This is a genomic window from Pedobacter nanyangensis, assembly GCF_003313505.1.
GTDB classification, from domain to species: domain Bacteria; phylum Bacteroidota; class Bacteroidia; order Sphingobacteriales; family Sphingobacteriaceae; genus Pedobacter; species Pedobacter nanyangensis.
Genome location: NZ_QMHO01000003.1, coordinates 354,758 through 380,966, shown reverse-complemented (window position 1 = coordinate 380,966; position 26,209 = coordinate 354,758). Strand labels below are relative to the sequence as shown.

Below are 26,209 nucleotides of genomic sequence, written 5' to 3'. Positions count from 1 at the left end.
CTACAATAAAACGGGTTTTTTCTTTTTGATCAATAGGTGATCTATTTGTGCGGTTTGTTGGTTGGCAATTACTGGACAGCCCGCACTTTGGCCAAATAGGGCTTGTGGATAGATCTCATAGTGGGGAACTGGTGTGTGCCAATGCAATACAATTATTCTTTTGAAGGCATTAAATATAGCGATTTGTATTTTTCCAGGCCTTGCATTTTTTATCGTGGTGGTGCAGGGGATACGTGGTTTGTTGTATAGGCCATTGTGCCATAAACCTGATGGAAGCGGATATCCTTTTTGTTAGCTGTTTTGAGACAGATTGCTTCGTCGTTCCTCCTCGCAATGACGCGATAGGGGAGGCATCAGACAAAAAGATAGTAGCGGACAGCAGGACAAGCTTAGCTATGAAATACTGCCAATCATTTCCAAATCATCTTAGGCTTTACCACACGCTCCTTTTCGCCTTTTACCTTAAACCTCCTTCAGCTTTCACCTCAATTTCTGCCAAGCTGTCAGCATGAATTTGGATTTCTGTTTACATTTTTGCCGCTTTTTTTGACAAAATCCTGCCAAAACTCTATTGGCACATCGCTTGTTAATAAGAAATAGAACGAAAAAATAATTAAGAAAATATATATTAAAATGGGAAAAATAATTGGTATAGACTTAGGAACTACGAACTCTTGTGTTGCGGTAATGGAGGGTAATGAGCCTGTGGTTATTGCAAACAGCGAGGGTAAACGTACTACGCCATCTATTGTTGCTTTTACGGAAAACGGCGAGCGCAAAGTAGGCGAGCCTGCTAAACGTCAGGCAATCACAAACCCAACAAAAACGATTTATTCTATCAAACGCTTTATGGGTAACAGCTTTAACGAAGTGGACAAAGAAGTTGGAAGAGTGCCTTATAAAGTGGTAAAAGGAGATAACAATACGCCTCGTGTGGAGATTGATGATAGAAAATATACACCACAGGAAATTTCGGCAATGGTTTTACAGAAAATGAAAAAAACCGCTGAGGATTTTTTGGGCCAGGAAGTAACTGAAGCGGTAATTACTGTACCGGCTTACTTTAACGACGCACAACGTCAGGCAACCAAAGAAGCTGGGGAAATTGCCGGTTTACAGGTAAAACGTATCATTAACGAACCTACTGCAGCAGCTTTGGCTTATGGCTTGGATAAGGCCCACAAAGACATGAAAATTGTAGTGTTTGACTGCGGTGGTGGTACACATGACGTTTCTGTATTGGAGCTTGGTGATGGTGTATTTGAAGTAAAAGCTACTGATGGTGATACTCACTTAGGTGGTGACGACTTTGACCACGTTTTGATTGAGTGGTTGGCTGAGGAGTTTAAAAACGAAAACGGTATGGACTTGCACAAAGATCCAATGGCGTTACAACGTTTAAAAGAAGCTGCTGAAAAAGCTAAAATTGAGCTTTCGAGCACTACTTCCACTGAAATTAACTTACCTTATATTACTGCCGATGCTAGCGGCCCTAAACACTTGGTCCGTACATTAAGCCGTGCTAAATTTGAACAGTTGGCTGGTGACTTGATCAAACGTACCATTGATCCTTGTAAATCGGCCCTGAAAAATGCTGGTTTATCGGTAGGTGATATTGATGAGATTATCTTGGTAGGGGGTTCAACCCGTATTCCTGCTATTCAGGAGGCCGTAAAAGCTTTCTTCGGTAAAGAACCTTCTAAAGGTGTAAACCCTGATGAAGTGGTTGCTATCGGTGCTGCTATTCAAGGTGGTGTATTAACCGGTGATGTGAAAGATGTATTGTTATTAGACGTTACGCCACTATCGTTAGGTATTGAAACTATGGGTGGTGTAATGACCAAGTTAATTGAATCTAATACAACCATTCCAACTAAGAAAACGGAAACTTTCTCTACTGCTGCTGATAACCAGCCTTCTGTAGAAATCCACATTTTACAAGGTGAGCGCCCAATGGCTAACCAAAACCGTACCATTGGCCGTTTTATGTTGGATGGTATTCCGCCAGCACCTCGTGGTGTACCTCAAATTGAAGTAGCTTTTGATATTGATGCGAACGGTATCTTACATGTAAGTGCAAAAGATAAGGCCACTGGCAAAGAACAAAAAATCCGTATCGAAGCATCTTCGGGCTTAACTGATGCTGAAATCCAAAAAATGAAGCAAGAAGCTGAAGCTAACGCTGAGGCTGACAAACAAGCTAAAGAGGAGGCAGATAAAATCAACGCTGCCGATGCATTGATCTTCTCTACGGAGAAACAATTGAAAGAGTTTGGCGATAAGTTGTCTGCGGATAAAAAAGCGCCAATTGAAGACGGTTTGAAGAAACTGAAAGATGCGCATACTGCTCGTAACTTTGCAGACATTGATGCGGCACAAACTGAATTGCAAAATGCTTGGAATGCTGCTTCGGAAGAAATGTACAAAGCAGGTCAGGAAGCTGAGCAGCCTCAAGGTGATGCAGCAGGCCAGGCGGGAGGCCAACAAAATGGCGATACCGTAACGGATGTTGATTACGAAGAGGTAAAAGACGATGATAAGAAGTAATAAGCATCGCTTATCAAACGAAAAGTCCTGGTAGTAATATCAGGACTTTTTTGTTGGAAAATTTTGCGATAAGCCTAAAAATAAGCGCTTTAAATTGCCGAATGGCAAAGTGTGCAAATTTTGCACACTTTGCCATTTTTGTTTTTTACTCGTTAAATTGGTTTTAACTAACCTAATATGTATGAAATTAATCGCTCGCTCAGTTGCCAATGCGATTGAGGTACCTCGGCTCTTGCTAAAGGAGCTAGGTATAAAAATCAGCAACCAAACCTTGGCCAATAAACTAGAAGAGCATCCGGATTTTCCAAGCTTAATGGCGGTGAGCGATTGTCTTAATGAATGGCATATCCCAAACGCAGCTTATCGGATCGCTAAGGAAGAATATAATGCCCAAGAACTACAGTTCCCGTTCATTGCACAAACGCCAGCTAACGGAGGAATGTTTATGTTGGTACATCAGATAGCCCATGGTACAGTTATTTATAGCGATGAAAGATCTAAAAGGAAAGAAATAAGCGAAGAAGAATTTTTAAAAAGATGGAGCGGCATTTTGCTCTATGCAGAAAGAGGACCGAAAAGTGGCGAAGAAGGATATGTGGGGAAGCAGCTGCGTGAAACCATCGCTAACCTAAAAATGCCCGCTGTAGTACTATTGCTGGCTATTGCTATTTTACAGACCCTCAATTTTAGCGAAATGAGCTGGGGCTACGGACTACTGCTATTGCTCAAATGCTTTGGAATTGGTGTTTCTGTGCTGCTGCTGCTGCACAGTATAAATGCCAATAACCCTTTGGTACAAAACTTATGTAGTTTGGGCAAAAAAAATAACTGTAATGCCGTTTTAAAATCCGATGCCGCCCAGGCCACCTCGTGGCTTAGCTGGAGCGAAGTAGGGTTTTTCTATTTTGCCGGCAGTTTCCTGGCTTTGCTTTTTGTTCCTTCATCTTTAACGTTCATTATTTGGCTCAACATGCTCTCCATACCTTACACCTTTTGGTCTGTTTTTTACCAATATCGACATAAAAACTGGTGCGTGCTATGTTGTACCGTACAGGCCATTTTATGGTTAGAATTGGTTACTGCCGCGCTGCTGTTGCCCGCTAGCTTTGATCTCACGACTTCCAACATAGGTATTTTGCCAACACTGCTTTTATGTTTTTTGGCTCCGGTGCTCCTTTGGTATGTTTTAAAACCGATGTTGCGCAAAGATGCCGAACATCAAATGCTTAAAGGACAATTAAAAAAATTTAAGTACAACAGCGAGCTATTTGTTCATGCCCTAACTAAACAACCACGTTATGCTGTGCCTAATGAAATAGCGCCAATTAATTTAGGTAACCCACAGGCCTCTACGGTAATCACTATGGTAAGCAACCCCTTTTGCGGGCCTTGTGCCAAAGCACACGAAATTTTAGATAAATGGTTAAAAACCAGAGACGATATACAGCTTAAAATTGTTTTTACCACTGCTGATCATGACGATGATCAAAGAACAAAGGTAGCGCGCCACATAACGGCATTAAGTTTAACCAATCAGGCAGAGTTAGTTGAAAAAGCCTTGAACCACTGGTATGCTCAGCGTGAAAAAAAATATGAAGAATGGGCAAGCGCTTATCAAGTGAATATGGGAGACGAGGTAAACGAAGCTTCTAAAAAGCAAAAGCAGTGGTGCGAAATGGCAGAAATAACCTTTACCCCAACCATATTGATTAATGGCTACAAACTGCCAGAACCGTACAGGTTAGAAGATATTAGGTATTTGATCAATTAAGATATGCCTAAGTCCGGACAGCGATAGCAAAAAAGGGGCAGCACGATTGCAAGCGACACTGCCCCAGCAACGAGTAAGGGCGTTCACCTTTACCGCCGTAAGCAGGCCAGCGTGGTAGGCCTGCAAAAACTTAAACAACCAAATTTATAAAAATCATGAACAAACAAAATTTGCTCAGCAGAGCTGAAATGAAAAAGGTAATGGGCGGTAACATTACACCTGAAGTTGTAGAGGATGGCCTAGGTGGTGGCGATGCCAATGATAATGTAAAAGCTTGTTCAGGTAAAACTGAAGGATCATCTTGTAGCTATTCAGGAAAGAACGGAACCTGTGTAAAAGGTACTTGGACTTCACTTTATTGTAACGTTCCGGGGTAGTAATTACTTACATTGTTCTGGCAGGCCTTTTACCAAGCCTGCTAGAACAAAACAAAAATGTATATGACTAAAACGAAAGGACTAGGTTTCCTTTATATATTCTGCTTTTTGCTCTTGTTGTCAGGTAAACCACCTGTTGACGGCTTAATAAATAGCCCTGCTATCGTTGCTGGTACAGCTAAAGTAACTGGCGTAATAAGAGCAAACAGCACAAACCAAGATAGTACTATGGTAACTATCGTAGCCTTACATCCAATTTCCGGAGAAAATGTTCAATACAAAGCGCTTGTTGATCAATTTGGGAAGTTCGCTATTGATGTTGAGGTGGAAACAAACATTTCTTTGATTGGCTTATACACTAACTTAAATACCAATAAACTCCTTTTTATTAAATTAGAAAGTGGCGGCGTTGCTAACATTGATATTGCCTATAATTCTGACAATGATATTGAAAATATCAACGTTAAGCCCACTATGAATCAGAATGATATAACCAAAGGCTTTGAAGTGATGGATAATATGATTCGATACAGGCCAAATAGGGCGCTTCAACCCTTGTATGATAAAAGTGCTGACTATTTTCTAAACCATATTAAAACGGCTATTTCAGAAAAATTAGCAATTGTAAAAAAAGATACCTTACTATCAAGAGAATTGAAAGAAGTGCTGGTTAATGACCTACAGTTATGGATGTATAAAATAAATGCCTTTAGTTACGAAGAAATGATGATGCTTAATTATCGCAATACAAGTAATGATACAAGTAAAAAGCCTGATATCCAAAAGATTGACAGGTCTTATTATCGTTTTTTAAAAAATCTTAGGCTCAATGATATACAATATTTGAACTGCTTCACATTTCAAGATTTTCAAAAGGAAATTCTCCAGAACGACCTCATAGGGCTCCCAGAAATAGGAGAAACCGATATTGCTACTTGGCTAAAAAGTGTAAAAGTTATTTTATCTGACTTAGTTGGATTTGACAATGGCCTATATTATGATATTTTGGCTGCTAATGCCTACGGCAAACAACTAAGCGAAGAATTAAGGCCACTAAGCGAAAAACAAAAGAAAAATATAGTAAGTTATTGGAAAACCGGAGAAATTGCTAAAATTTTATTGAGAAAAAATCAAAAGGTTGTTGAAGCAAATAAATTCAAATCACCCGCCGTTGTAAATGATGTTTCATCAGTTGCGAATGATAAAGTTGTAGAGGCAATTCTTGCCAAACATCAAAATAAAGTTGTGCTTATAGATCTTTGGGCAACATGGTGTAGCCCATGTTTGGATGCAATGCAGGAATTTAGGGATACAAAAAAAGACTTTAAGGATAGGGACGTGGTATTTGTGTATATCACCAACGGATCTTCACCTCGAAAATTATGGGAAGAGAAAATCAAAGGGATAGGCGATCAACATTATTATCTGGCAGATAGTCAATGGAAATATATCATGGACAAGTTTGATTTTGAAGGTATTCCATCCTATCTATTATATGATAAACAAGGCCTGCTCAGGAATAAATTTACGGCTTTTCCTGGAAGTAATGAAGTTAAGGGAATGATTAACAGTTTATTATAGCAAAAACAAAATTTTCAATGAAATTGACTACAGTGCACATCTTGAGAACGAGTTTACCTCATCCTAAACCTGGCCCATTGAAAGATACTTAGCAATTGATTGATAAAAGACCTTCCTGGTTGGGAAGTTTGAAAAAAAAGGGGCAGTACGATTGCAAGCGACACTGCCCCAGCAACGAGTAAGGGCGTTTACCCTTATCGCCATAAGCAGGCCAGCGTGGAAGGCCCGCAAAACTTAAACAATCAAATTTATAAAAATTATGAACAAGCAGAACTTGCTCAGCAGAGCTGAAATGAAAAAAGTAATGGGAGGTAACAACACTACACCTGAAATTGTAGATGATGGCTTTGCATGTGAAGATTGGAAGACAAAGCCAGATATTTGTTACAATTGTTGCATTACAGTGCATAGTGCAGATGACTGTGCTAATAATTATTGTAAATATTAACCAACTGCCGAGCCTTAGGGCTCGGCTTAATTAAATTATAAATTGAAAGTATTTCTGGTTGTTATTGCTTTTTGTGTTGTTTCTTTTTTAGCAACAGGGCAAGTTGTAAAATTTCGAATTGAAGGAATGGTGCTGGATACGGTAAGCCATAAATTTGCGTACCTAACGACTCTTTCTCAACAGCGAACCATATCAAGTGATAAATTGTTTGTAATGGCTCCCATCAAGAATGGTAGGTTTAATTTTGAGGGAGAGTTTGAATTGAACGGTGAATTTTATCAGAATGCCTGTTTGTTTTTCGATAAGAGAGCTAACATCAGCAAGAAGGAAGTAGCTTCAAAATTTTATAATTTAATTTGGGTTGTGGGGAGGGACGAAAATCTTAAGCAGATTATTTTAGAAGATATGAATATAAAATTATCGGCTGGTAATATTAGAGATAGCATGGAATTATTAAGGGAAGGAAAGTTCACAAAACAATTAAAAATTCTATCGGAAATGAAAAAGACACCTAAAGGACTGGAGTCTTTTATAGCGATGTTTCCAGACTCTCCAGTATCTTTTTATAGCTTAGAAGGAATATATGAAGCTTATATAGATCGGAATTTTGAAAGACTTTTGCGTGATGTAGGAGAACCATACGCTATGTTTAACTTATTGTCTGAGCGGTTAAAGAGGAGTGAAAAAGGTAAAAGACTGAAAGAAAATATGGATAGCTTTTTTAAAAAATAGATGAAAGAATTCCTTGTTGCGATGATGATTTTCTTCCTTTTTGGGGAAGCTAAAGCACAGCATCTTGTAGTAACTGGCCCCGCTGGTGCAGGAGTTAAAAAACTTGAGAAAATAGTGGTGTTTAGAGATGGACTGGCTCAATATAGTAGTTCTCTCGATACCATTTGGCCTCATCAAAACACTTTTACCTACGAAAGGCAATTAAAAGAACCAGAACATTATACTTTCAAATTTAATTTTGTAGGTGGTGCGGATGAAGTAATTGAGTTCTGGGGAACTTCCGGTAGATATCATATAGACTTTGATGAAAATTTGCGTATGGTGATACGGCAAGGAGATAAAGTATTCGATTCGAAGATAAGAAAGCTGGAGAAGGATATTGCGAACTATAATTTAAAATTACAGGATCTATTAAAAAATTTAAATTACGAAAACCAATCTATCGAAAGTGTTGAAAAGCAAATTCAAAAGATCAAAGATTCCATAGCGGATGAAATAGACCAAAAAATTTATAAAAAATACCAAAACTATTCTTCTGAACCGATAGCTCTTTACGCCCTTATCAAATATGCTGAACGCCCTTATGAAAAGCAACGAGTAAAAGACAAACCGCAAGAAATTTCCACAATTTTAGAAAGCTTATCTCCGGAAATTAAAAATCTCCCCTCTGCAAAACTTGTGAGAGATAAACTTAATACCGCTAAGAATCTAGTCGTCGGTAAGATGTTTCAAGATGTTGAGCTACCTGATACTTTAGGTGTCATGCGTCGTATTTCTTCTTATAGGGGTAAATATGTTTTGATAGATTTTTGGGCAAGTTGGTGCACCCCCTGTCGTGATGAGTTTCCAAATTTTATAAAAGTTTACAATAAGTATATGAATAGCGGCTTCGAGATAATAGGAATTTCTTTAGATACTAAAGAAATATTCTGGAAAGAAGCAATAAAGAAGGATGGGATAAGTCGATGGCCTCAATTGATTGATCAACGTGGCATAACAAGGGAAAAGTATGCTATCAGGTTTATTCCAGAAAATTATTTACTAGATCCCGATGGGAAAATCGTTGCTAAAAACCTAAAAGGAGAAGACTTGTTGAAATTTTTGGAGCAGAAATTCAAAGAATAGCTTGGGTACACTTGAACAAAAAGGCAGCTCATTACAGTTGTTGATGTTGGCTTGATTAAAAATAAGAGAATTAACTTGGCCCCGATATAAGAATCAGCATAAGTGCATAAACTTAAACAAATCATCTTAAAATTTTTGTGGCATAATAGCTAATTTCTAATAATTTGAAAACGTTCCCCTTCTATAAACAACCCGACCAAATGGACTGCGGTCCAACATGCTTACGCATGATCGCCAAACACTATGGCAAAAATTTCAGCCTGCAAAAACTAAGGGATATCGCTGGGATCAATAAGGAGGGGGTATCATTATTTGGCATCAGTGAGGCGGCCGAAAAAATAGGATTTCGTACCATGGGTAGCCGTTTAACGTCGCAACAACTAAGAGAAACAGAGCTGCCGGTTATTTTACATTGGAACCAAAACCATTTTGTAGTACTTTTTAAGGCCCCCGCTAAATCTTCTTCAAAAAAGGCCTGGCATATTGCTGATCCCGCCAAGGGCCTGATCAAATATACGGAAGAAGAATTTTTGCAGCATTGGCTGAGTACACACCATCATGGGCATAGCCAGGGTATCGCCTTAATGTTATCACCAACACCACAATTTTACGAGCAAGAAGGCGATAAAAGTGAAGCGTTAAATTTCAGCTTTTTGTTACGTTACCTGTATCGTTATAAACAACTTATTGCCCAATTACTCGTAGGCTTGGGCATCGGCAGTTTATTGCAGTTAATCGTGCCATTCCTCACCCAATCAGTGGTTGATATCGGGATCAATACCCGTAACCTCAACTTTGTTTATATTGTACTTATTGCACAAACCATGCTCTTTATAGGCAGGATGAGCGTGGATTTTATCCGCTCCTGGATATTGCTGCACATCAGTACAAGGATCAACATTTCTATCCTTACCGATTTCCTCATTAAACTGATGAAATTGCCCATGGGCTTTTTCGATACCAAGATGACCGGCGATATTATGCAGCGCATGAATGATCAAAGACGTATCGAATCCTTTTTAACAGGGGCATCGCTGAATACTATTTTTTCATTGTTCAATCTGCTGGTTTTCACTTTGGTGCTGGCCTACTACAACATTAATATCTTCTTTATTTTTTTGGTAAGCAGTGTGCTGTACACTTTATGGGTAGTGGCCTTTTTGAAACGCCGAAGAGAGCTTGATTTTAAAAGGTTTGATATCTCCTCAAAAAACCAAAGCAGTATCGTACAGTTAATTGGCGGTATGCAGGAAATTAAGCTGAACAATTGCGAGCAGCAAAAACGCTGGGAATGGGAACATTTACAGGCAGGTTTGTTTAGGTTCAGTATCAGAAGCCTTTCCTTGGGACAGATACAGCAGGCAGGTGCTTTCTTTATTAACGAAGGTAAAAACATACTGATTACCTTTTTGGTTGCCAAAGCAGTGATAGATGGCCAGCTAACATTGGGCGGGATGATGGCCATTCAGTACATTGTGGGGCAAGTGAACAGCCCTATCGAACAATTGCTAGGCTTTATCCAGCAACTGCAGGATGCGAAAATCAGCTTGGAAAGGCTAAACGAGATACACCAAATGGAAGATGAGGAACCGGTAGATAAGACCTTTGCGAAAGTGCTGCCGGCCAACCACTCCATCAGTTTGGTGAACATCAGCTTTGCTTACCCGGGCGCTGGAAACGAATCCGTACTAAATAAGGTTAACCTGCATATCCCACACGGTAAAACCACTGCTATTGTGGGAATGAGTGGAAGCGGTAAAACAACGATCCTAAAGCTACTGTTGAGATTTTACAGTCCCCAAAATGGAGAAATTAAGGTTGGGGCAGGACATCTTGACCAGATCGGTTTTGGCTTTTGGCGTGATCAATGTGGGACCGTGATGCAAGAAGGGTTCATTTTTTCAGATTCCATAGCCAAAAATATTGCAGTGGCCGACGAATATCCTGATATGGAAAAGCTCAGACATGCCATCAAAGTGGCCAACATCGATGACCTGATCCAAAGCCTTCCATTAGGCCTCAATACCAAAATAGGTGCAGAGGGCAATGGACTTAGCCAAGGACAGAAACAGCGGATATTGATTGCCAGGGCAGTTTACAAGGACCCGGCCTATATTTTCTTTGATGAAGCTACCAATGCCCTGGATGCCAACAACGAAAGCATCATTATGCAAAACCTCGAAGCGTTTTTCAAGGGAAGAACAGTAGTTGTGGTAGCGCATCGCTTAAGTACCGTTAAAAATGCCGACAACATTGTGGTGTTGGATAAAGGCGAAATTGTAGAACAGGGTAGCCATGAGTTGCTTGTGAAACAACGTGGAGAATATTATCACTTAGTTAAAAACCAGTTGGAGCTGGGAAATTAGTAAGCCATAAAGAAATTAGCCCATGCCTGTAACCAGAGAAGAAATATTGAATAGAAACAGTGATGAAATAAACGAAATCATTACTGCAGTGCCACGGTGGATCGTACGCTGGGGAATTTCACTCGTTTTTTGCGTTTTGCTGCTGATCATTTTGGGCTCGGCTTTTATCCGCTATCCTGACGTGGTGAAGGCACCGCTAAAGATCAATGCACTTAACGCTGCAAAAGGAGTAATTGCCCATCAGCAAGGCAAGCTGGTTAAGATTTTGGTAAAAGATAATCAGCCGGTAGTTGGTAACCAGGTGCTTGCCTATATAGAAAGTACGGCAAAACACGACGACGTGATTAAACTTAGGTCACATTTGGCAACCCTGAGCCAAAAAATAAATACGCAAGAGATAGACATTCAGCAGCTTCCAAGCGGACTTAACCTTGGAGAGCTCCAGAGCTCCTATCAAAATTTTTATCAAGAGTTCCTGAGGTATTCGGCTACCCAGCATGGTGGATTTTACCTCTCACAAAAAAAGTACCTACAACAGGACCTGAGCGAACTGGGCAAGCTACAGCAGCAAATCCTTAAACAAAAGCTCATTCAGCAGCAGGAATTTGCCAATATCGCCGAAGAATATGAAAACTACAGAAAGCTGAAAAACAAAAATGTAATCTCTAATAGCGAATTTAAGCAACAAGAAAATAAGTATCTTGCAGGTAAATATCCGCTGGAACAAACAGCAACTGCCCTAATCAACAACAATACCAGTTATTTGGCCAAGCAAAAAGAATTGGCTACGCTCGAAAATACGATCAGGGAAGAACAGAGCAAATTTATTCAATCATTGAACAGCATGATCACCGAAACCGAGAGTTGGCTTCGTAATTACGTGATCAGGGCTACCACAGCTGGTATGTTAAGCTATGTAGGTATCCTACAGGAAAACCAAAATGTAACCGCCAACCAGGAACTATTTGTCATTAACCCCGGCAACGCAAATTTTTTTGGCGAGATGCAGATTCCTCAGTATAACATGGGAAAGGTTGGTCTTGGGCAAAGGGTATTGGTAAAACTTCACAGCTATCCATTTGAGGAATATGGTGCCATTAATGGAAAAATTAGCTACGTAACAGAAGTTGCCGTTAAAGACAGCGTGTTTTTTGCCAAGATAGATTTCATGGATTTGAACAAAAATGACCAGAAAAATTCGATTTCGCTCAAACAGGGGATGATGGCCGACGCAGAAATTATTACAAAGGAGAGTTCGCTGTTGCAACGGTTTTTGAGAAATATCAACAAGCTCTTTAGCCAATAGCAACTTTGCGGAAACATCAGCTTCGACAATAAGGCCAAGCTGAAAATTTTATCGGATCTATTGATGAAATAATGCTGAAAAAGGGGCTTTTTATGCTGTTTGGATCCATTTTTTTGCTATCTTTGATTGATAACGGGCAAGACTTACCAGTCCTCTTTGCCCGCTATATGTATGAAAAGAAACCCTTCAAGACTTCAGGAGCTTGCCAAGCGATATCTGGCGCATACCATATCCAAAAACGAACTTCACGAATTATTTGATTATGCCAATGATCCTTTGTTCACACTAGAGATAAAGGACAAATTAGCTTCGTTATTTGAGCAGCTTGAGCCCCAAGCCCTGCAAGAAGAACAACAAAAAGCGATTCTCGACAATATTTTCAACGCAAGGAAACCCTAAAAACATAGAATTTTCGAAGACATTCTGATCTTTTTACCGTGATTTTTCCTGCCAACAGCAGGAGAGTTTCATAGCCATCTGGCAGAAAAAAACGGTAGAAATCTTGTCATCGAGACCAATGTAATGGCACTTCCAAGTCGCCCATTTCTTGCTCCAGCCAAAACTCGTAAAACTCCTTGTGATAGTCATTCCATTGTGGATAAACTTGCTCAAAATTGGATATTAAGTAGAGAATATTCATCTATTTAAAAAAGGTTATTGATTCTTTTACAGTTGTTTAGTGCAAAATCAAAAAAATTTTTTTTGGCTTCGTTTTTGATAAGGTTGTTCCACAAACCTAGAAAAACATATTTATGGCAATTGAACAATTGTTAGACGAAAGCGATTTGCTTAAAAAAATCGCCTACGGCAATCAGGCCGCATTCGAAACTTTATTTAAACACTATCATCAAAAAGTTTTCGCCTTTGGCAGAAAAATAACCTGTTGCGATGAAGTTGCCAGAGAACTTGTCCAGGAAATCTTCCTGAAACTATGGCAAAGAAGGGAAGCTTTTTTAACAATCGACAATTTTGGTCCTTATTTGAACAAGATGGTACGAAATCATTGTCTCAATATTTTCCGTAAACTTTCCCATCACCAGAAATACAAAAAGGAGTTTCTTCATACCACATTAAGCTACGAAAATACTACCCAACAGGATTTGTACTATCGGGATGTTAAGCACCGTCTGAATATTGCCCTCATGTCTTTGTCGCCTAACCAACGGATGGCCTATATGCTTTGCCATCAGGAGGGTCTCAAGTACAAGGAAGCAGCCCAGAAGATGAATATCTCTGTGCAGACCTTGCACGAATACGTAAAAATAGCGCTGCGCAAGATCCGTTCGCAGTTAAATCCGCTATACAACTAAAATTATTTTTCGGGCATCCCCCCCTCCAAAGAAAGCTTTGTGTCTTTATTCATGGAAAGAAAATCACTGGCTTGTAAATCGCCAGCGGTACCCTTTCTAAAGAATAAAAAGGGGCTGTAGCCCAAGTACATCATCTATTAAGGAAAACAACCAAACAATGAAAAAGCAATGGATATTTCTTGTTGCATTGGCATGCAGCATCTTAACCGTATCGGCACAACAACAAGTGGGAGATGGAACGGTTAACGGTAACAGATTGCCCAACAAAGACGCAGTTCTCGAACTTAGAAGCGCCAACAAAGGTTTTTTAAATGTAAGATTGCCACTGAAGAGTACCACCGATGCTGCGCCTTTATCCGTACATATTGCAGGGATGATGGTGTTTAACACCGCAACAACCGCCGACGTACAACCGGGAATTTACTACAATGACGGAACAAAATGGATTGCCGTAGGAAAAGGTCAAGCAACAAGTATTGATTACAATCCCGTTACTTTTGTACTGTCCTATATAGATGCTTCGGGAAGGCCAGTAACCATTAACCTAAAGGATATTGTGAAGGTTAACGAAACCATCACCACCTTGGTAGATAACCGGAACGGAACCTATATTTACACCGCTGAAGATGGAAAGCAAACCATTGTAGATATTCCTGCACAGGTAAAAGCCAACGAAACACTAACGATGCTCGTTTATGATCCGCTGACCAAAAAACTGATCTATACTGATGAGAAAAAGGTAGCCAACACGATCGACATTAGCAGTATGGTGAAATCGAACGAAACGCTTACGGTACTGGGCTATGACGCTACCACCAAAAAGCTCACTTATAAAGATGAAGCAAGTACGGTGACCATTCTTGACATGGCACAGCTCGTAGCGGGCAACGAAACCATCACCACCTTGGTGAATAACCAAGATGGGACCTACACCTATACTAACGAAAAAGGAGACAAAGTGATCATCGATGTCCCAGCAGACGTGGTGAAGAATTTCCAGGAGATTATTGGAAATACGCAGGTACTAAATCAGTTGGTCCAAAGCCTGACCAATACCTCTGTAGGTGGAAACGTTTCTTACGATGGGACGAAGTTTACCTACGTGGACAATACAGGCACAACCCACACGCTTGACATCAGCACATTGGTAAAGGCCAACGAGACCTTGACCAAGCTGGCCTATGACAATGCGACCAAGGTGCTGACCTACACCGATGAAAAGGGCATTGCCAACACCATCGACATCAGTGCGCTGGTAAAGGGGAACGAAACCTTGACGGTACTGGCCTACGATGCGGTAGCCAACACCCTGACCTATAAAGACGAAGCTGGGACGGTGAACACGCTTGACATCAGCACCCTGGTAAAGGCCAACGAGACCTTGACCAAACTGGCCTACGATAACGCCACCAAGCTCCTGACCTACACCGACGAAAAGGGCGTAGCCAATACCATCGACATCAGTGCCCTGGTAAAGGGGAACGAAACGTTAACGGTGCTGGCCTATGATGCGGTAGCCAACACCCTGACCTATAAAGACGAAGCTGGGACGGTAAACACGCTTGACATCAGCACATTGGTAAAGGCCAACGAAACGCTGACCAAACTGGCCTACGACAATGCCACCAAGCTCCTGACCTACACCGACGAGAAGGGCGTAGCCAACACCATCGACATCAGTGCGCTGGTAAAGGGCAATGAAACCCTGACCGTGCTGAACTACGATGCGGTAGCCAACACCCTGACCTATAAAGACGAAGCTGGGACGGTGAACACGCTTGACATCAGCACATTGGTAAAGGCCAACGAGACCTTGACCAAGCTGGCCTACGACAATGTGACCAAGGTGCTGACCTACACCGATGAAAAGGGCGTAGCCAATACCATCGACATCAGTGCGCTGGTAAAGGGGAACGAAACGTTAACGGTACTGAACTACGATGCGGTAGCCAACACCCTGACCTATAAAGACGAAGCTGGGACGGTGAACACGCTTGACATCAGCACATTGGTAAAGGCCAACGAGACCTTGACCAAGCTGGCCTACGACAATGTGACCAAGGTGCTGACCTACACCGATGAAAAGGGCGTAGCCAATACCATCGACATCAGTGCGCTGGTAAAGGGGAACGAAACCTTGACGGTACTGGCCTACGATGCGGTTAATAATACATTAACGTACAAAGACGAAGCTGGGACGGTGAACACGCTTGACATCAGCGCCCTGGTGAAGGCCAACGAAACGCTGACCAAGCTGGCCTACGACAACGCCACCAAGGTGCTGACCTACACCGATGAAAAGGGCATTGCCAACACCATCGACATCAGTGCGCTGGTAAAGGGCAATGAAACCCTGACCGTGCTGAACTACGATGCGGTAGCCAACACCCTGACCTATAAAGACGAAGCTGGGACGGTGAACACGCTTGACATCAGCACATTGGTAAAGGCCAACGAGACCTTGACCAAACTGGCCTACGACAATGTGACCAAGCTCCTGACCTACACCGATGAAAAGGGCATTGCCAACACCATCGACATCAGTGCGCTGGTAAAGGGCAATGAAACCCTGACCGTGCTGAACTACGATGCGGTAGCCAACACCCTGACCTATAAAGACGAAGCTGGGACGGTGAACACGCTTGACATCAGCACATTGGTAAAGGCCAACGAGACCTTGACCAAACTGGCCTACGACAATGTGACCAAGGTACTGACCTACACCGACGAGAAGGGCGTAGCCAATACCATCGACATCAGTGCGCTGGTAAAGGGGAACGAAACCTTGACGGTACTGGCCTACGATGCGGTAGCCAACACCCTGACCTATAAAGACGAAGCTGGGACGGTGAACACGCTTGACATCAGCACATTGGTAAAGGCCAACGAGACCTTGACCAAGCTGGCCTATGACAATGTGACCAAGGTGCTGACCTACACCGATGAAAAGGGCGTAGCCAATACCATCGACATCAGCGCCCTGGTGAAGGCCAACGAAACGTTAACGGTGCTGAACTACGATGCCGTGGCAAATACATTAACGTACAAGGACGAAGCAGGTACAGTAAACACACTCAACATTGGTGCACTGGTACAAAACAACCAGAGAACCAGTTCGGTAGTTAATGGAACTACTACTACGGTAACTTCGGCGGTAACGGGTAACAATACCGCCTATACTGTAGAAGTAACGCCAACGGGTGTCCAATCGAACCAAAAACTAACGACCCTTTCTGATGGTACCAATACTACGGTGTCGTCTACAACCACAGGCAATACTACCGACTATAAGGTAAACGTACCTACGGCAAACGGCACTGCACTAGGTGTAGTCAAACAAGCGGCCACCAACCCTACAGTGAATGTTGCTGCCGATGGTACGCTATCGGTAAACACTTCGGCTTCGGGTATAGGCAAAAACCTAACTTCTAGCAACCTTACCGTTACTGGGGGAACAGGTGCAACACTAACTGATGCCACCGTTAATATTGCCAATAATTCGATTACTGGAAGTCTTATTCAAACGGGAGCAGTAGGTACAAATCATATCCAGGATAATGCAATTACCGCAAACAAAATCCAGGATGATGCAGTAACGGTAGCAAAAATAGCCAATGCGGGCACCAGCCAAGTGTTAACCACCGATGCTTCTGGAAATCCAACTTGGGTAAACCAATCGGCTTTGCCGTATCAAAATATTTATACAAACGACGGTACTCTTGCCGCCGATAGGGTAGTAAGTATGGCCGGTAATAGACTTTTTTTTAGGGATGTTACCCGGCCGGTTGCAAGCCCCGAAACGAGAGAAACACAATTTAATTATGCCAATGGCGCAGTGATTACAAATGGTACCACAACAGGTAGGTCAAATCTCCGATTGATTTCGGGCAATAGTACTTTGGATTTGTTCCAGGATTTAAATAGTGCGGCACAGATTATAGTGAGCGGCACGTCAACTTCTTTGGTTGTAGGTTCGGCAACTGCCATCCCTTTACAATTAAGGACAGGCGGCACTCAGCGGATGATCATTCACGGTACAACTGGTAATGTTGGTATTGGTAACGTTGCTACTCCAAGCAATCCATTACATATTAATGGCGGTGCAAATCCAGTTCGTTTTGAAGGATTACAAACTGGCGCCACAACCGATCAAATAGTAACTGCTGACGCTACTGGGGTTCTAAGACAAATGCCCCTGGCAACGGTGGTTTCCGAACCATGGCAAATTCAAGGCACTACTAATCCAGCAACGACCAATAGCCAAAATATTTACCAAACGGGTAAGGTGGCCATTGGCGCTGGTGCCACTGCGCTTACCGGAACAGATGCTACAGCGCAATTATATGTTAACGGAACCATAAACACTGCAACTTCAACTTATGCAGACTATGTATTTGAAGATTATTTTCAAGGTTCGTCAAAACTGAATGACAAATATGCCTTCAAGACCATTAAGGAAGTAGAAGCCTTTATCAATAAAAACAAACATTTGCCAGGCGTAACCGGAATTAAGGGTTTGAGACAAAATGAAAGGGGAGAGTACGTGTTCAACATTTCGGAATTGTCGGTACAGTTGCTTGAAAAAGTAGAAGAGCTTTACCTGCATACCATTGCGCAGCAAAAACAATTGGATGCCAGAGAAAAGGAAATTGCAGATTTGAAAGCCCAGCAACGTAAAATGGAAGAACGTTTACAGCGCTTGGAAGAAAAGATGACGACTAAGGAGAAAGGAACAAGGAGCAAGGAATAAGGAGCAAGGAGTAAGGAGCAAAGAATAAGGAGCAAGGAATAAATTCCTAATAAACCGATCAACCTATAAAATAAGAGAAAAGAGATGAAGCGATTTTTGATTTTGATGATGCTATGGGTAAGTAGCCTACAGCTTTTGGCCCAAAATACAGGTGTTAACACCAAAACGCCAAGCAGCATACTGTCGGTAAACGGCTCTTTTGCTGCCGATTATAAAATCGTAACCGCAAACACTACCTTGGGCATTACCGATAATTATGTGGCCTATAACGGAAGCGCTGCAGGTACCATTACCCTGCCTGCAGCCATTAGCGGTACCGGTAATTTTAAAGGGCGTTTGTATTGTATTAAAAACACCAGCAGCTCTTTACTTACTGTTGCCGCTAGCGGATCCGAACTGATTGATGGAGCTAGTACTACAGATGCATCCTCGGTAGTGGTGCCCGCAGGTTTTTATATAGAGCTGATCAGCAAGGGCACTACCTCGGGCAGCACCTGGGAGCTTTCGGTTTTGGTAACCACCACCACCACAGCAATGATGCAGCCGGTAAATATAAGCGTAGCAACACCACAAGGGGCATTGGCAATTAGCTCGTTTAACGTTCCAAACGGTACGGCCTACGTAACCATTCCCGGTAGTAGCGGTACCTTTACGTTGCCCGCTGCCAAACCCGTATTTTTAAATTTAGCCCTGGGGCTTGATGATTTGACAACTGGGAGTGGTTTCCCCTATTTCCGTTGCGAGCTGTTTCTTAACGGCGCGGCTACCGGCCTTTTCCAAATTGTACAGGAAACATCCGTAGGCAACCAGTTGCAGGTCAATATATCAGGGGTGCGTAGTTTGCCAGCAGGAGTGCCACAAACCCTTGATGTTCGGATCACCCGATGGGCCAATAATGGTACGCCAACGGCGACTACCCAAAGCTTTGGGATTTTATCGATGGTATTAACGGCCACAACCATTAATTGATTTATAGTAAACGCCAGCGATGTCACATTTAATAAAATATTTTGTATTGGTGTTTATAATTACCCTAGCCACCCAAAGTTTTGGGCAAAACGTGGGAATGAATACCAAAACGCCGAGCAGCAGACTAACTATAAACGGTTCTTTTGCCGCTGATTATAAAATCGTAACAACCAACACCACCCTGGGCATTGCCGATTATTATACGGCCTATAACGGAAGCAGCAACGGCACCATTACCCTGCCGGCAGCCATTGCTGGGGCGGGTAATTTTAAGGGGCGTATTTACTGCATCAAAAATACCAGCAGCATGGCCCTTACCGTTGCGGCTAGTGCACCCGAACTGATAGACGGGGTTGCCCCCATGCCTTCGGTTATAATACCGCCAGGCTATTATATCAAGCTCATTAGTAAAGGCACTACCTCTGGTGGCACCTGGGAATTTTTTATGCTCGCCAATGGCAAAACCGATGCAATAGACCAAGTATCTGGTGCTCCTTATGCGGTGCCTACAACTGGTGCGCCGGTAGCAACACGATTTTTCGTGAACCATACCAGCCCTGTAGTCGTGTATAACAGCAGTAACACTTTTACCCTGCCAGTAAGTAAACCTATATTTTTTAGCTTTGCCCTGGGAGTAGATGATTTTACAACACCTCCTGCCATTCCAAGCTACCCCTATTTCCGCTGCGAGCTGTATATTGATAACCAGCCCTCGGGCCTTTATCAAATTATACGGCAGGGTGGCGCTGGGGTGAGTTCACAATTGCAGTTTAATTTTTCGGGTATCCTCAATTTATCGGCAGGCAGCCATACCATTGACGCCAGGATCATCAGATGGTATAATAATGGATATACGGGTAACCAAGATTTTAGGCCTTTGTCGGTACTTTTTGATGCGGTTTATCTCAATTAAACAGGCGAATAATGAAACTTCGCTCCCTAAAAACTATAAACAATGAAAACAATAAAATACCATGTGATGAAATATTTAAAATTTTGGGGCCTGATGCTTTCCGTGCTATGTCATTTAGGAGTCAGCGCACAAACCGGCGTCAATACCAAAAGCCCCGATCCTTCGTCAAACCTTACGGTCGATCCGCTTAGGGGCGGGGCGCCCAGGGGAACTTTGCTCAGTGCCATGACCTCGGCGCAGCGCCTGGCCATTGCCTCGCCCGCCACGGGGCTGCTTGTTTACGACCTCGATTTAAAATGCCTGATGAGCAACAATGGCACGCCAGCAGCACCCGTTTGGTCCTGCATTGGTTCAGGAAGCAGCGCTACTTCAACAGGGGTTTTCATAAAGCACTTCCATTATGCACTGCCTAATAATATTCCGAAAAGTACCGCTGATTTTAGCGCACGAAGTGGTCCGGTAACAGCTAATCAAACACTTCTTTCCAATTGGCTGGCTACCAATGATGCTGCACAGGTAGCCCAGTTACCTATGATGGATGGGATCAGGCTGGATATTGAGTTCTATGATGGCACCTATTATCGTTCCTTAATTGTCAATACCAATTCTACGGCCGTATCATTGGCAGGAGTAACCGATATGGGAATTTCGAACAAGTACCAATGGTCGCTTCCGTTGTCGTTACCGGCAAACAACTACTTTAACATTGATAGCGATCAGATTTTGGGCTGGTCATCCCAGGGGGTTCTGGAACGGAGCGAAGCGGTATTCAGGATTTTAGGGGATAATGGTGCATTGTATAAAATTACCTTTTATGGCTACAATAGTACGGGTAACACTTCGGGGAAGTATCATATCCACTTGATCTTGGAAAAATTTGATCCGCAAAGCGGAGGAGTACATAATTAGTAGAGAGTTTGAAGGAACAAGGAACAAGGAACAAACCAACCAATGCGCTACATGCTGAGATCCTTGGTTGTACTCAGGATGACAAAGATGAACGGACAATGAACCAGTGAACCAATAAACCAAACAACCAACAAACCAAACAACCAATAAATAAAATGTACCTAGCAAAAAACATCATCATTACTTTATGCGCTGTGGCCGGCAACTTGGCCTTGTACGCCCAAAATGGCAGTGGTAGTTTTACCAACGATAATTCTTTGGTGAACATTGCCTCGGGTACCACCGAAATACGTTATGCCGAGAGCGTGTACTTTGGCCCGCAGGCTAATTGGGTGATAGATGGTACCTTGGAAATTTACAGCAGAAACATTTGGATAGCCCCCGGAGCTACGTTTTCGGGCACTGGAAAAATCGTGATCTACAACCCTGGGGACAATCCTTTTTACCCTCAAATGTCAAGCGGGCCAACTTATATAGACGGCAACAATGGTAATTTTATTGATTTGATCATCGAAAACCACAACCAGCAAAACCTTACCCTTGCCGAGGTAAGTGATCCGGGTTATAACACGGCCAATCCAAGTGGCGAAATGGCTGCACAATTAAACATTGGCGGGTCGCTTGATCTGGCCATTAACAGTGCCCATATCTTTCTCAACGGACATAATTTGGCCTTTGGCTTAAATGGCAAAATAGATAATGCCAGCCGCAATAGAATGGTATTAACAGGTAATAGCCTTAAAGGTCATCTTATTAAAGAATTTGGAACAGGCGGTACATTTATTTATCCTTTGGGCATTACGCCAGCTGATTATGACCCTGCCACGCTAACCGCAGGAGCTCCTGGCAAAATATACGTTACTTTGGTTGATTATTTTGCGGCCAATAAGCCTATCCAAAAGCCCGCCTTAGGAATGGACCGTGTTTGGAATATCTACGCTACTCCCCAAATTAAGGCAACAGGTCTTTCCCTGCAGCACAACAGCAACAGTAACGGCGCATTGTACATTGACCGAACCGCTTCCATTGCAATATGCCAACAGGCAAGTTTATGGAATAGTGTGAGCACAAGTAATCCCGCCTTGGGGCTTCACAGCACTTCAAATGTTTTATTGTCAACAGATGCCCAGGCCAACAACAGCTTTTTTACCAAGCTTTCGGCCTCGGTTAATACACTTACTATTCCCAATCTTTTTACGCCAAACGGCGATGGGGTGAACGATGCTTTTGAGATTAGAGGCCTAGAGCTGTTTGCGGAAAATGAACTGCTTATTGTAAACCGCTGGCAAAATGAAGTATTTAAAAGCAAAGATTACCGAAATACCTGGACCGGCGAAGGCTTAAATGAAGGTACATACTTCTATGTGCTACGGGTAAAAGAAACGCAAGGTTCCGAATGGAAGGTATTTAAAGGATACATCACCCTGATCAGAAGCTTTAAAAAATAGTCCAGTCACATCAGAAACTGTTTAAATTTTGTTCAATAATAATTTTATGGATCCCAGATATATCATTGCTTGTGAAGATTCTAATAGGAACTTGAAGGCCTTACCCAAAAACTCCTTAAAAAAGACTGAATACCAATACAGTGACGATATAGGCCGCTTCGTGCCTCGCAGTGAGGCTCCTATTATCGTCTTTGCGAGGAGGTACAACGAAGCAATCTCTAGGCTATATAAATTATTTCGGCTGAAATTTAAACAGTTTCTCAACCAAATATCATCAAAAAACCTATGAAAACACTAGCAGATTATTTAAACGCAATTCCACCATCATTCGTCTTTTCAAAGATTTCTCCACAAGGTTTAGGTGAAAAAGCCCTGTCGTGTTTGCAAGGGGCGGTGCATTCTGATAAAATATTTGCCGTAAAATTTAACAGGCTTCTGAGAAAACTGATGCTGTTGATCTCAATAATGGTCATTAAAAATTGGGCCTATGCACAACAGGACGCCCAATTTAGCCAATACATGTTCAACGGCATTTACATTAATCCGGCTTATGCAGGCTATAAAGAACAATTGAATGCACATGCCTTTTATCGTAATCAATTTGTAGGGGTTGATGGGGCCCCCCAAACCATGTCGTTGGCTATTGACGCTATAGCCAACAAAGGAAATGTAGGTTTGGCTCTGCAAATTTCCAATGATATCATTGGCGCACAGCGTAATCTCTCTGTTTATGCCAACTATGCCTATCGTTTGCGGCTAAACGGTTATAACGATGAAAGGCTAGCTTTTGGTTTGGGGGTAGGGGCTATACAATTGGGCATTGACGGGGCCTTGCTTAATCCCAATGATTTCGAAAACCAACAACCACCGGGCATGCAAAGTACTATTGTGCCTGATGCCAGGGCTGGAGTTTATTTTGCCAATGACCGTTTTTATGCCGGTCTGTCGGTAGACAATCTCATTCCACAGCTCGTCAGCATGAGTAATTATCCTTTTATCATCAAACCAAAACCACATTATTATTTAACCGCTGGCATGCTGGTACCGCTTAATGAAAACATACAGTTAAAGCCATCGTTTCTCATCAAAGATGATAGGGGCGGGCCCACCAGTTTAGATCTTAGTACCTTCTTTATTTTGAATGATAAAATTTGGCTGGGAGGTGCCTATCGTACGGCAATTAAGCTGTATAGTAAAAGCTATTTGCAGAATGACCTTCGTAACATGAGTGCGGCGGTGGCTGCGGCGCAGTTTTTTGCCAGCGATACTTTCCGTATAGGCTATGCCTATGATTTTTCGGCAGGTGGGTTAAGCGGTAATTTGGGCGGTAGCCATGAAATTTCGATTAGCTTCCTTTTTAAAAAAACTTATCTAAGAGTATCCAATCCCCGACCTTTTTAATCGAGTAGTCATTCCAAATCTCCATCTCTATGAAAAATATGCTTATAGCCATTGTTCTCTCATTTGTAAGTGTGCCCTTGGGTGTCATGGCACAATACATCATCAAGGAGGCCGATGTACAATTTGAACTTTACAATTACAGCGAGGCCATTAAACTATACGAACAGGCATGGAAAAAAAAACCAACGGTTCGTACGGCCAGAAGATTGGCCTTTTGCAACCAGATACAGCAAAATTACCAACAAAGGGAAAGCTGGGCCGCTTTGGCGGCAGTAAGGGTTGATCGCGAGCCTGAGGATGTTTTAAATTACGCCAAGGCCTTACAGGAGAACGGAAAGTATAGCGAAGCCAAAATCCAATATCAACAGTACAAGCAGTTAAGGCCTGATACAAGCCCAGTACTTACCAGTAGGTGGATACAATCTTGCGACTCGGCCCTTAAATGGATGAAGGAACCCCGCTCAATACAAATTGTTAACCAAACCGTACTCAACAGTCCACAATCAGAATGGGCTGCGGTAAGCAAGGGAAATAGCATCATCTTCGTTTCCAACCGCAACCAAATGCCTGCCCTCGAAAAGGCTAAGGTGCCATTTCTGAAATTTGATGGGAAAAAGATGCCAGATGAAAATATAGATGGCTACCTGGGACACCGATATTTCAGCCTGTACTTCAGAAATGGAGCGGATAGCGTTAAGATTTTTCCACTGGAAGCCGGCATAGGCTATCATGTAGGGCCGGCAAGTTTTACAGGCGATGGCCGACAGATGTTTTTTGCGATGGCCAGGATACCCGAAAACAGCAAGGGCACCAAGTTAAAGATATTAGACGGCAAATTGGTTACCGCAACCGTAGGCATTTACCAGGTAACTAAAGATGCGAATGGAAACTGGGGCAAACCAGAGGCATTTAAATATAATGACCAAGCATACAGCAACACTGATCCCTATATTTCCAATGATGGCCGCTACCTTTATTTTGTTTCTAACCGTGCGGGAGGAGTAGGCGGAACCGATATTTATGTGAGCGCTAAAAATAATGCAGGAGAGTGGGGAGCGCCCATAAATTTACGGGAAATCAATACTGAAGGTAACGAGAGGACACCGGCATTTGACCTGGCAAATCATTTTTACTTTAGCAGCGACGGCTATGTGGGAATGGGAGGGCTTGATAATTATGTTGCCAATATGAAAAATGGCCAGCTGGTAAGCTTGCCCCAAAACCTTGGCTATCCTTTAAATTCGCCACAGGACGATTTTGCATTTACGTTTGACAGTAGTAGCGCCGGCTATTTTGCCTCTAACCGTATAGGCGGATTGGGAGAAGACGATATCTACCACTTTGCACAAAAGGCCGAAGGCGCCTACCGCCTTAGTGGGGTGGTTTATCAAAAAGGTACTAGACTGCCCCTGGCAATGGCCCTAGGCACTTTGCGCAATAGCAACGGGGAAAAAATGCAAGTAGAAACAGATGCCTCAGGCAAATATAGCTTTAGCTTAGATGCCCAGTCAAATTACGAGCTTACATTTGAAAAAACCGGATTTGGAAGTGAAGTAGTTTCTGTTGAAACGAAGGAAGTTCCCTTGGTAATAACGCAATTGGTTAGGGATCTCTTTTTAGAGAAAATACAGCTTAACAAATCCATCAGGATCGAGAACATCTACTACACTTTTGACCACGCCTATATCACACCAGCTGCTGCAATAGAATTGGATAAGTTGGTAACGTTAATGAAAGAAAATCCAACGATATGGATTGAAATCGAATCGCATACCGATAGCCGCGGCAATGCCCGATATAACCTTGAACTATCACAAAGAAGAGCCGAGGCAGTAGTACAATATCTGGCGAATAAAGGAATTGATAAAAGCAGGTTAACGGCAATTGGTTATGGAGAAACGAAATTAGTGAATGATTGTGCCGATGGTGTAAAATGTTCTGTAGAGGCACACCAGCTTAACCGTAGAACTGAATTTAAGATCGTTAAACAATAATCTCTAGTGAAATGGGCATGCTTGAAGATAGATTGCAGTTAATGATTTCCCATCAGCTACGCAGGTATTTGGGAAATATTAAAGGTATTTTTATTATCATGGAGGCAAGTGGTACACAGGAGAATGACTTTGTAGAAATGAGAGAGGCCTTAAGAGAGTCGATAGAGGCCTTAGAAGGAGCGGTTAAGGAGATGGAACATGAATTGAGAGCGAATCACTCAGGGCGTTAATTGTTTCTCCGTATTTTAGAAGTAATGATTAG

General features: G+C 42.4%; 21 protein-coding genes. 19 read left to right on the top strand and 2 right to left on the bottom strand.

What is annotated here, in order from left to right:
- The gene (locus DUT71_RS20595; protein WP_394341140.1) at positions 1-177 is read right to left on the bottom strand and encodes a murein L,D-transpeptidase catalytic domain-containing protein; all 177 of its coding nucleotides are present in this window, start codon (positions 175-177) and stop codon (positions 1-3) included.
- Positions 178-633: 456 nt separating this feature from the next.
- On the opposite strand from DUT71_RS20595, the gene dnaK reads away from it, so the two are divergent.
- The 10 genes from dnaK (at position 634) to DUT71_RS07575 (ending at position 12,652) form a co-directional block, all read left to right on the top strand.
- Complete coding sequence (dnaK, locus tag DUT71_RS07620) at positions 634-2,547, top strand: molecular chaperone DnaK (protein WP_113661937.1); 1,914 nt, start codon at positions 634-636, stop codon at positions 2,545-2,547.
- Between the two features lie 181 nt (positions 2,548-2,728).
- Positions 2,729-4,318 carry a thioredoxin domain-containing protein gene (locus DUT71_RS07615; RefSeq protein ID WP_113661936.1) on the top strand — a complete coding sequence of 530 codons (1,590 nt, stop codon included), beginning with the start codon at positions 2,729-2,731 and terminating at the stop codon, positions 4,316-4,318.
- Between the two features lie 155 nt (positions 4,319-4,473).
- Positions 4,474-4,695, top strand: a complete 222-nt coding sequence (locus tag DUT71_RS07610; RefSeq protein ID WP_113661935.1) for a hypothetical protein — start codon at positions 4,474-4,476, stop codon at positions 4,693-4,695.
- A 63-nt stretch (positions 4,696-4,758) separates the two neighbouring features.
- The gene (locus DUT71_RS07605; protein WP_162795975.1) at positions 4,759-6,276 is read left to right on the top strand and encodes a TlpA family protein disulfide reductase; all 1,518 of its coding nucleotides are present in this window, start codon (positions 4,759-4,761) and stop codon (positions 6,274-6,276) included.
- Positions 6,277-6,535: 259 nt separating this feature from the next.
- On the top strand, positions 6,536-6,724 hold the full coding sequence (locus DUT71_RS07600) for a hypothetical protein (RefSeq protein ID WP_113661933.1): 189 nt from the start codon (positions 6,536-6,538) through the stop codon (positions 6,722-6,724).
- Positions 6,725-6,766: 42 nt separating this feature from the next.
- Entirely contained in the window at positions 6,767-7,456 is a 690-nt protein-coding gene (locus DUT71_RS07595) for a hypothetical protein (protein WP_113661932.1), read from the top strand.
- A complete protein-coding gene (locus DUT71_RS07590; protein ID WP_113661931.1) occupies positions 7,457-8,581 on the top strand; it encodes a TlpA family protein disulfide reductase in 1,125 nt (374 codons plus the stop codon).
- 164 nt (positions 8,582-8,745) lie between these two features.
- Positions 8,746-10,947, top strand: a complete 2,202-nt coding sequence (locus tag DUT71_RS07585; protein ID WP_113661930.1) for a peptidase domain-containing ABC transporter — start codon at positions 8,746-8,748, stop codon at positions 10,945-10,947.
- Positions 10,948-10,969: 22 nt separating this feature from the next.
- Complete coding sequence (locus DUT71_RS07580) at positions 10,970-12,253, top strand: HlyD family secretion protein (protein WP_113661929.1); 1,284 nt, start codon at positions 10,970-10,972, stop codon at positions 12,251-12,253.
- 171 nt (positions 12,254-12,424) lie between these two features.
- Complete coding sequence (locus DUT71_RS07575) at positions 12,425-12,652, top strand: hypothetical protein (protein WP_113661928.1); 228 nt, start codon at positions 12,425-12,427, stop codon at positions 12,650-12,652.
- Between the two features lie 106 nt (positions 12,653-12,758).
- Here DUT71_RS07575 and DUT71_RS20520 read toward each other — a convergent pair whose 3' ends face one another.
- Positions 12,759-12,893: a hypothetical protein gene (locus DUT71_RS20520; protein ID WP_262510619.1), complete on the bottom strand. Its 135-nt coding sequence runs from the start codon at positions 12,891-12,893 to the stop codon at positions 12,759-12,761.
- 112 nt (positions 12,894-13,005) lie between these two features.
- Between DUT71_RS20520 and DUT71_RS07570 the strand changes: the two genes are divergently transcribed.
- The 9 genes from DUT71_RS07570 (at position 13,006) to DUT71_RS07525 (ending at position 26,177) form a co-directional block, all read left to right on the top strand.
- Positions 13,006-13,563, top strand: coding sequence for an RNA polymerase sigma factor (locus DUT71_RS07570; protein ID WP_113661927.1), 558 nt, complete (start codon positions 13,006-13,008; stop codon positions 13,561-13,563).
- 157 nt (positions 13,564-13,720) lie between these two features.
- On the top strand, positions 13,721-18,313 hold the full coding sequence (locus DUT71_RS07565; RefSeq protein WP_113661926.1) for a hypothetical protein: 4,593 nt from the start codon (positions 13,721-13,723) through the stop codon (positions 18,311-18,313).
- Positions 18,314-18,397: 84 nt separating this feature from the next.
- Complete coding sequence (locus tag DUT71_RS07560) at positions 18,398-19,282, top strand: hypothetical protein (protein WP_162795974.1); 885 nt, start codon at positions 18,398-18,400, stop codon at positions 19,280-19,282.
- 19 nt (positions 19,283-19,301) lie between these two features.
- Positions 19,302-20,195, top strand: a complete 894-nt coding sequence (locus tag DUT71_RS07555) for a hypothetical protein (RefSeq protein ID WP_113661924.1) — start codon at positions 19,302-19,304, stop codon at positions 20,193-20,195.
- Positions 20,196-20,237: 42 nt separating this feature from the next.
- Positions 20,238-21,104: a hypothetical protein gene (locus tag DUT71_RS07550; RefSeq protein ID WP_113661923.1), complete on the top strand. Its 867-nt coding sequence runs from the start codon at positions 20,238-20,240 to the stop codon at positions 21,102-21,104.
- 155 nt (positions 21,105-21,259) lie between these two features.
- Complete coding sequence (locus DUT71_RS07545; protein WP_113661922.1) at positions 21,260-22,552, top strand: gliding motility-associated C-terminal domain-containing protein; 1,293 nt, start codon at positions 21,260-21,262, stop codon at positions 22,550-22,552.
- Positions 22,553-22,837: 285 nt separating this feature from the next.
- A complete protein-coding gene (locus DUT71_RS07535; RefSeq protein WP_240186878.1) occupies positions 22,838-23,953 on the top strand; it encodes a PorP/SprF family type IX secretion system membrane protein in 1,116 nt (371 codons plus the stop codon).
- 29 nt (positions 23,954-23,982) lie between these two features.
- On the top strand, positions 23,983-25,947 hold the full coding sequence (locus tag DUT71_RS07530) for an OmpA family protein (RefSeq protein WP_113661920.1): 1,965 nt from the start codon (positions 23,983-23,985) through the stop codon (positions 25,945-25,947).
- A 17-nt stretch (positions 25,948-25,964) separates the two neighbouring features.
- Positions 25,965-26,177: a hypothetical protein gene (locus DUT71_RS07525; RefSeq protein ID WP_162795973.1), complete on the top strand. Its 213-nt coding sequence runs from the start codon at positions 25,965-25,967 to the stop codon at positions 26,175-26,177.
- The last annotated feature ends 32 nt before the right edge of the window (positions 26,178-26,209 follow it).

Excerpts from the sequence above, each read along its gene's own strand:
- dnaK (WP_113661937.1), top strand. The coding sequence starts at position 634 with ATGGGAAAAATAATTGGTATAGACTTAGGAACTACGAACTCTTGTGTT.
- DUT71_RS07615 (WP_113661936.1), top strand. The coding sequence starts at position 2,729 with ATGAAATTAATCGCTCGCTCAGTTGCCAATGCGATTGAGGTACCTCGG.
- DUT71_RS07610 (WP_113661935.1), top strand. The coding sequence starts at position 4,474 with ATGAACAAACAAAATTTGCTCAGCAGAGCTGAAATGAAAAAGGTAATG.
- DUT71_RS07605 (WP_162795975.1), top strand. The coding sequence starts at position 4,759 with ATGACTAAAACGAAAGGACTAGGTTTCCTTTATATATTCTGCTTTTTG.
- DUT71_RS07600 (WP_113661933.1), top strand. The coding sequence starts at position 6,536 with ATGAACAAGCAGAACTTGCTCAGCAGAGCTGAAATGAAAAAAGTAATG.
- DUT71_RS07590 (WP_113661931.1), top strand. The coding sequence starts at position 7,457 with ATGAAAGAATTCCTTGTTGCGATGATGATTTTCTTCCTTTTTGGGGAA.
- DUT71_RS07580 (WP_113661929.1), top strand. The coding sequence starts at position 10,970 with ATGCCTGTAACCAGAGAAGAAATATTGAATAGAAACAGTGATGAAATA.
- DUT71_RS07575 (WP_113661928.1), top strand. The coding sequence starts at position 12,425 with ATGAAAAGAAACCCTTCAAGACTTCAGGAGCTTGCCAAGCGATATCTG.
- DUT71_RS20520 (WP_262510619.1), bottom strand. The coding sequence starts at position 12,893 with ATGAATATTCTCTACTTAATATCCAATTTTGAGCAAGTTTATCCACAA.
- DUT71_RS07570 (WP_113661927.1), top strand. The coding sequence starts at position 13,006 with ATGGCAATTGAACAATTGTTAGACGAAAGCGATTTGCTTAAAAAAATC.
- DUT71_RS07565 (WP_113661926.1), top strand. The coding sequence starts at position 13,721 with ATGAAAAAGCAATGGATATTTCTTGTTGCATTGGCATGCAGCATCTTA.
- DUT71_RS07560 (WP_162795974.1), top strand. The coding sequence starts at position 18,398 with ATGAAGCGATTTTTGATTTTGATGATGCTATGGGTAAGTAGCCTACAG.
- DUT71_RS07555 (WP_113661924.1), top strand. The coding sequence starts at position 19,302 with ATGTCACATTTAATAAAATATTTTGTATTGGTGTTTATAATTACCCTA.
- DUT71_RS07550 (WP_113661923.1), top strand. The coding sequence starts at position 20,238 with ATGAAAACAATAAAATACCATGTGATGAAATATTTAAAATTTTGGGGC.
- DUT71_RS07545 (WP_113661922.1), top strand. The coding sequence starts at position 21,260 with ATGTACCTAGCAAAAAACATCATCATTACTTTATGCGCTGTGGCCGGC.
- DUT71_RS07535 (WP_240186878.1), top strand. The coding sequence starts at position 22,838 with ATGAAAACACTAGCAGATTATTTAAACGCAATTCCACCATCATTCGTC.
- DUT71_RS07530 (WP_113661920.1), top strand. The coding sequence starts at position 23,983 with ATGAAAAATATGCTTATAGCCATTGTTCTCTCATTTGTAAGTGTGCCC.
- DUT71_RS07525 (WP_162795973.1), top strand. The coding sequence starts at position 25,965 with ATGCTTGAAGATAGATTGCAGTTAATGATTTCCCATCAGCTACGCAGG.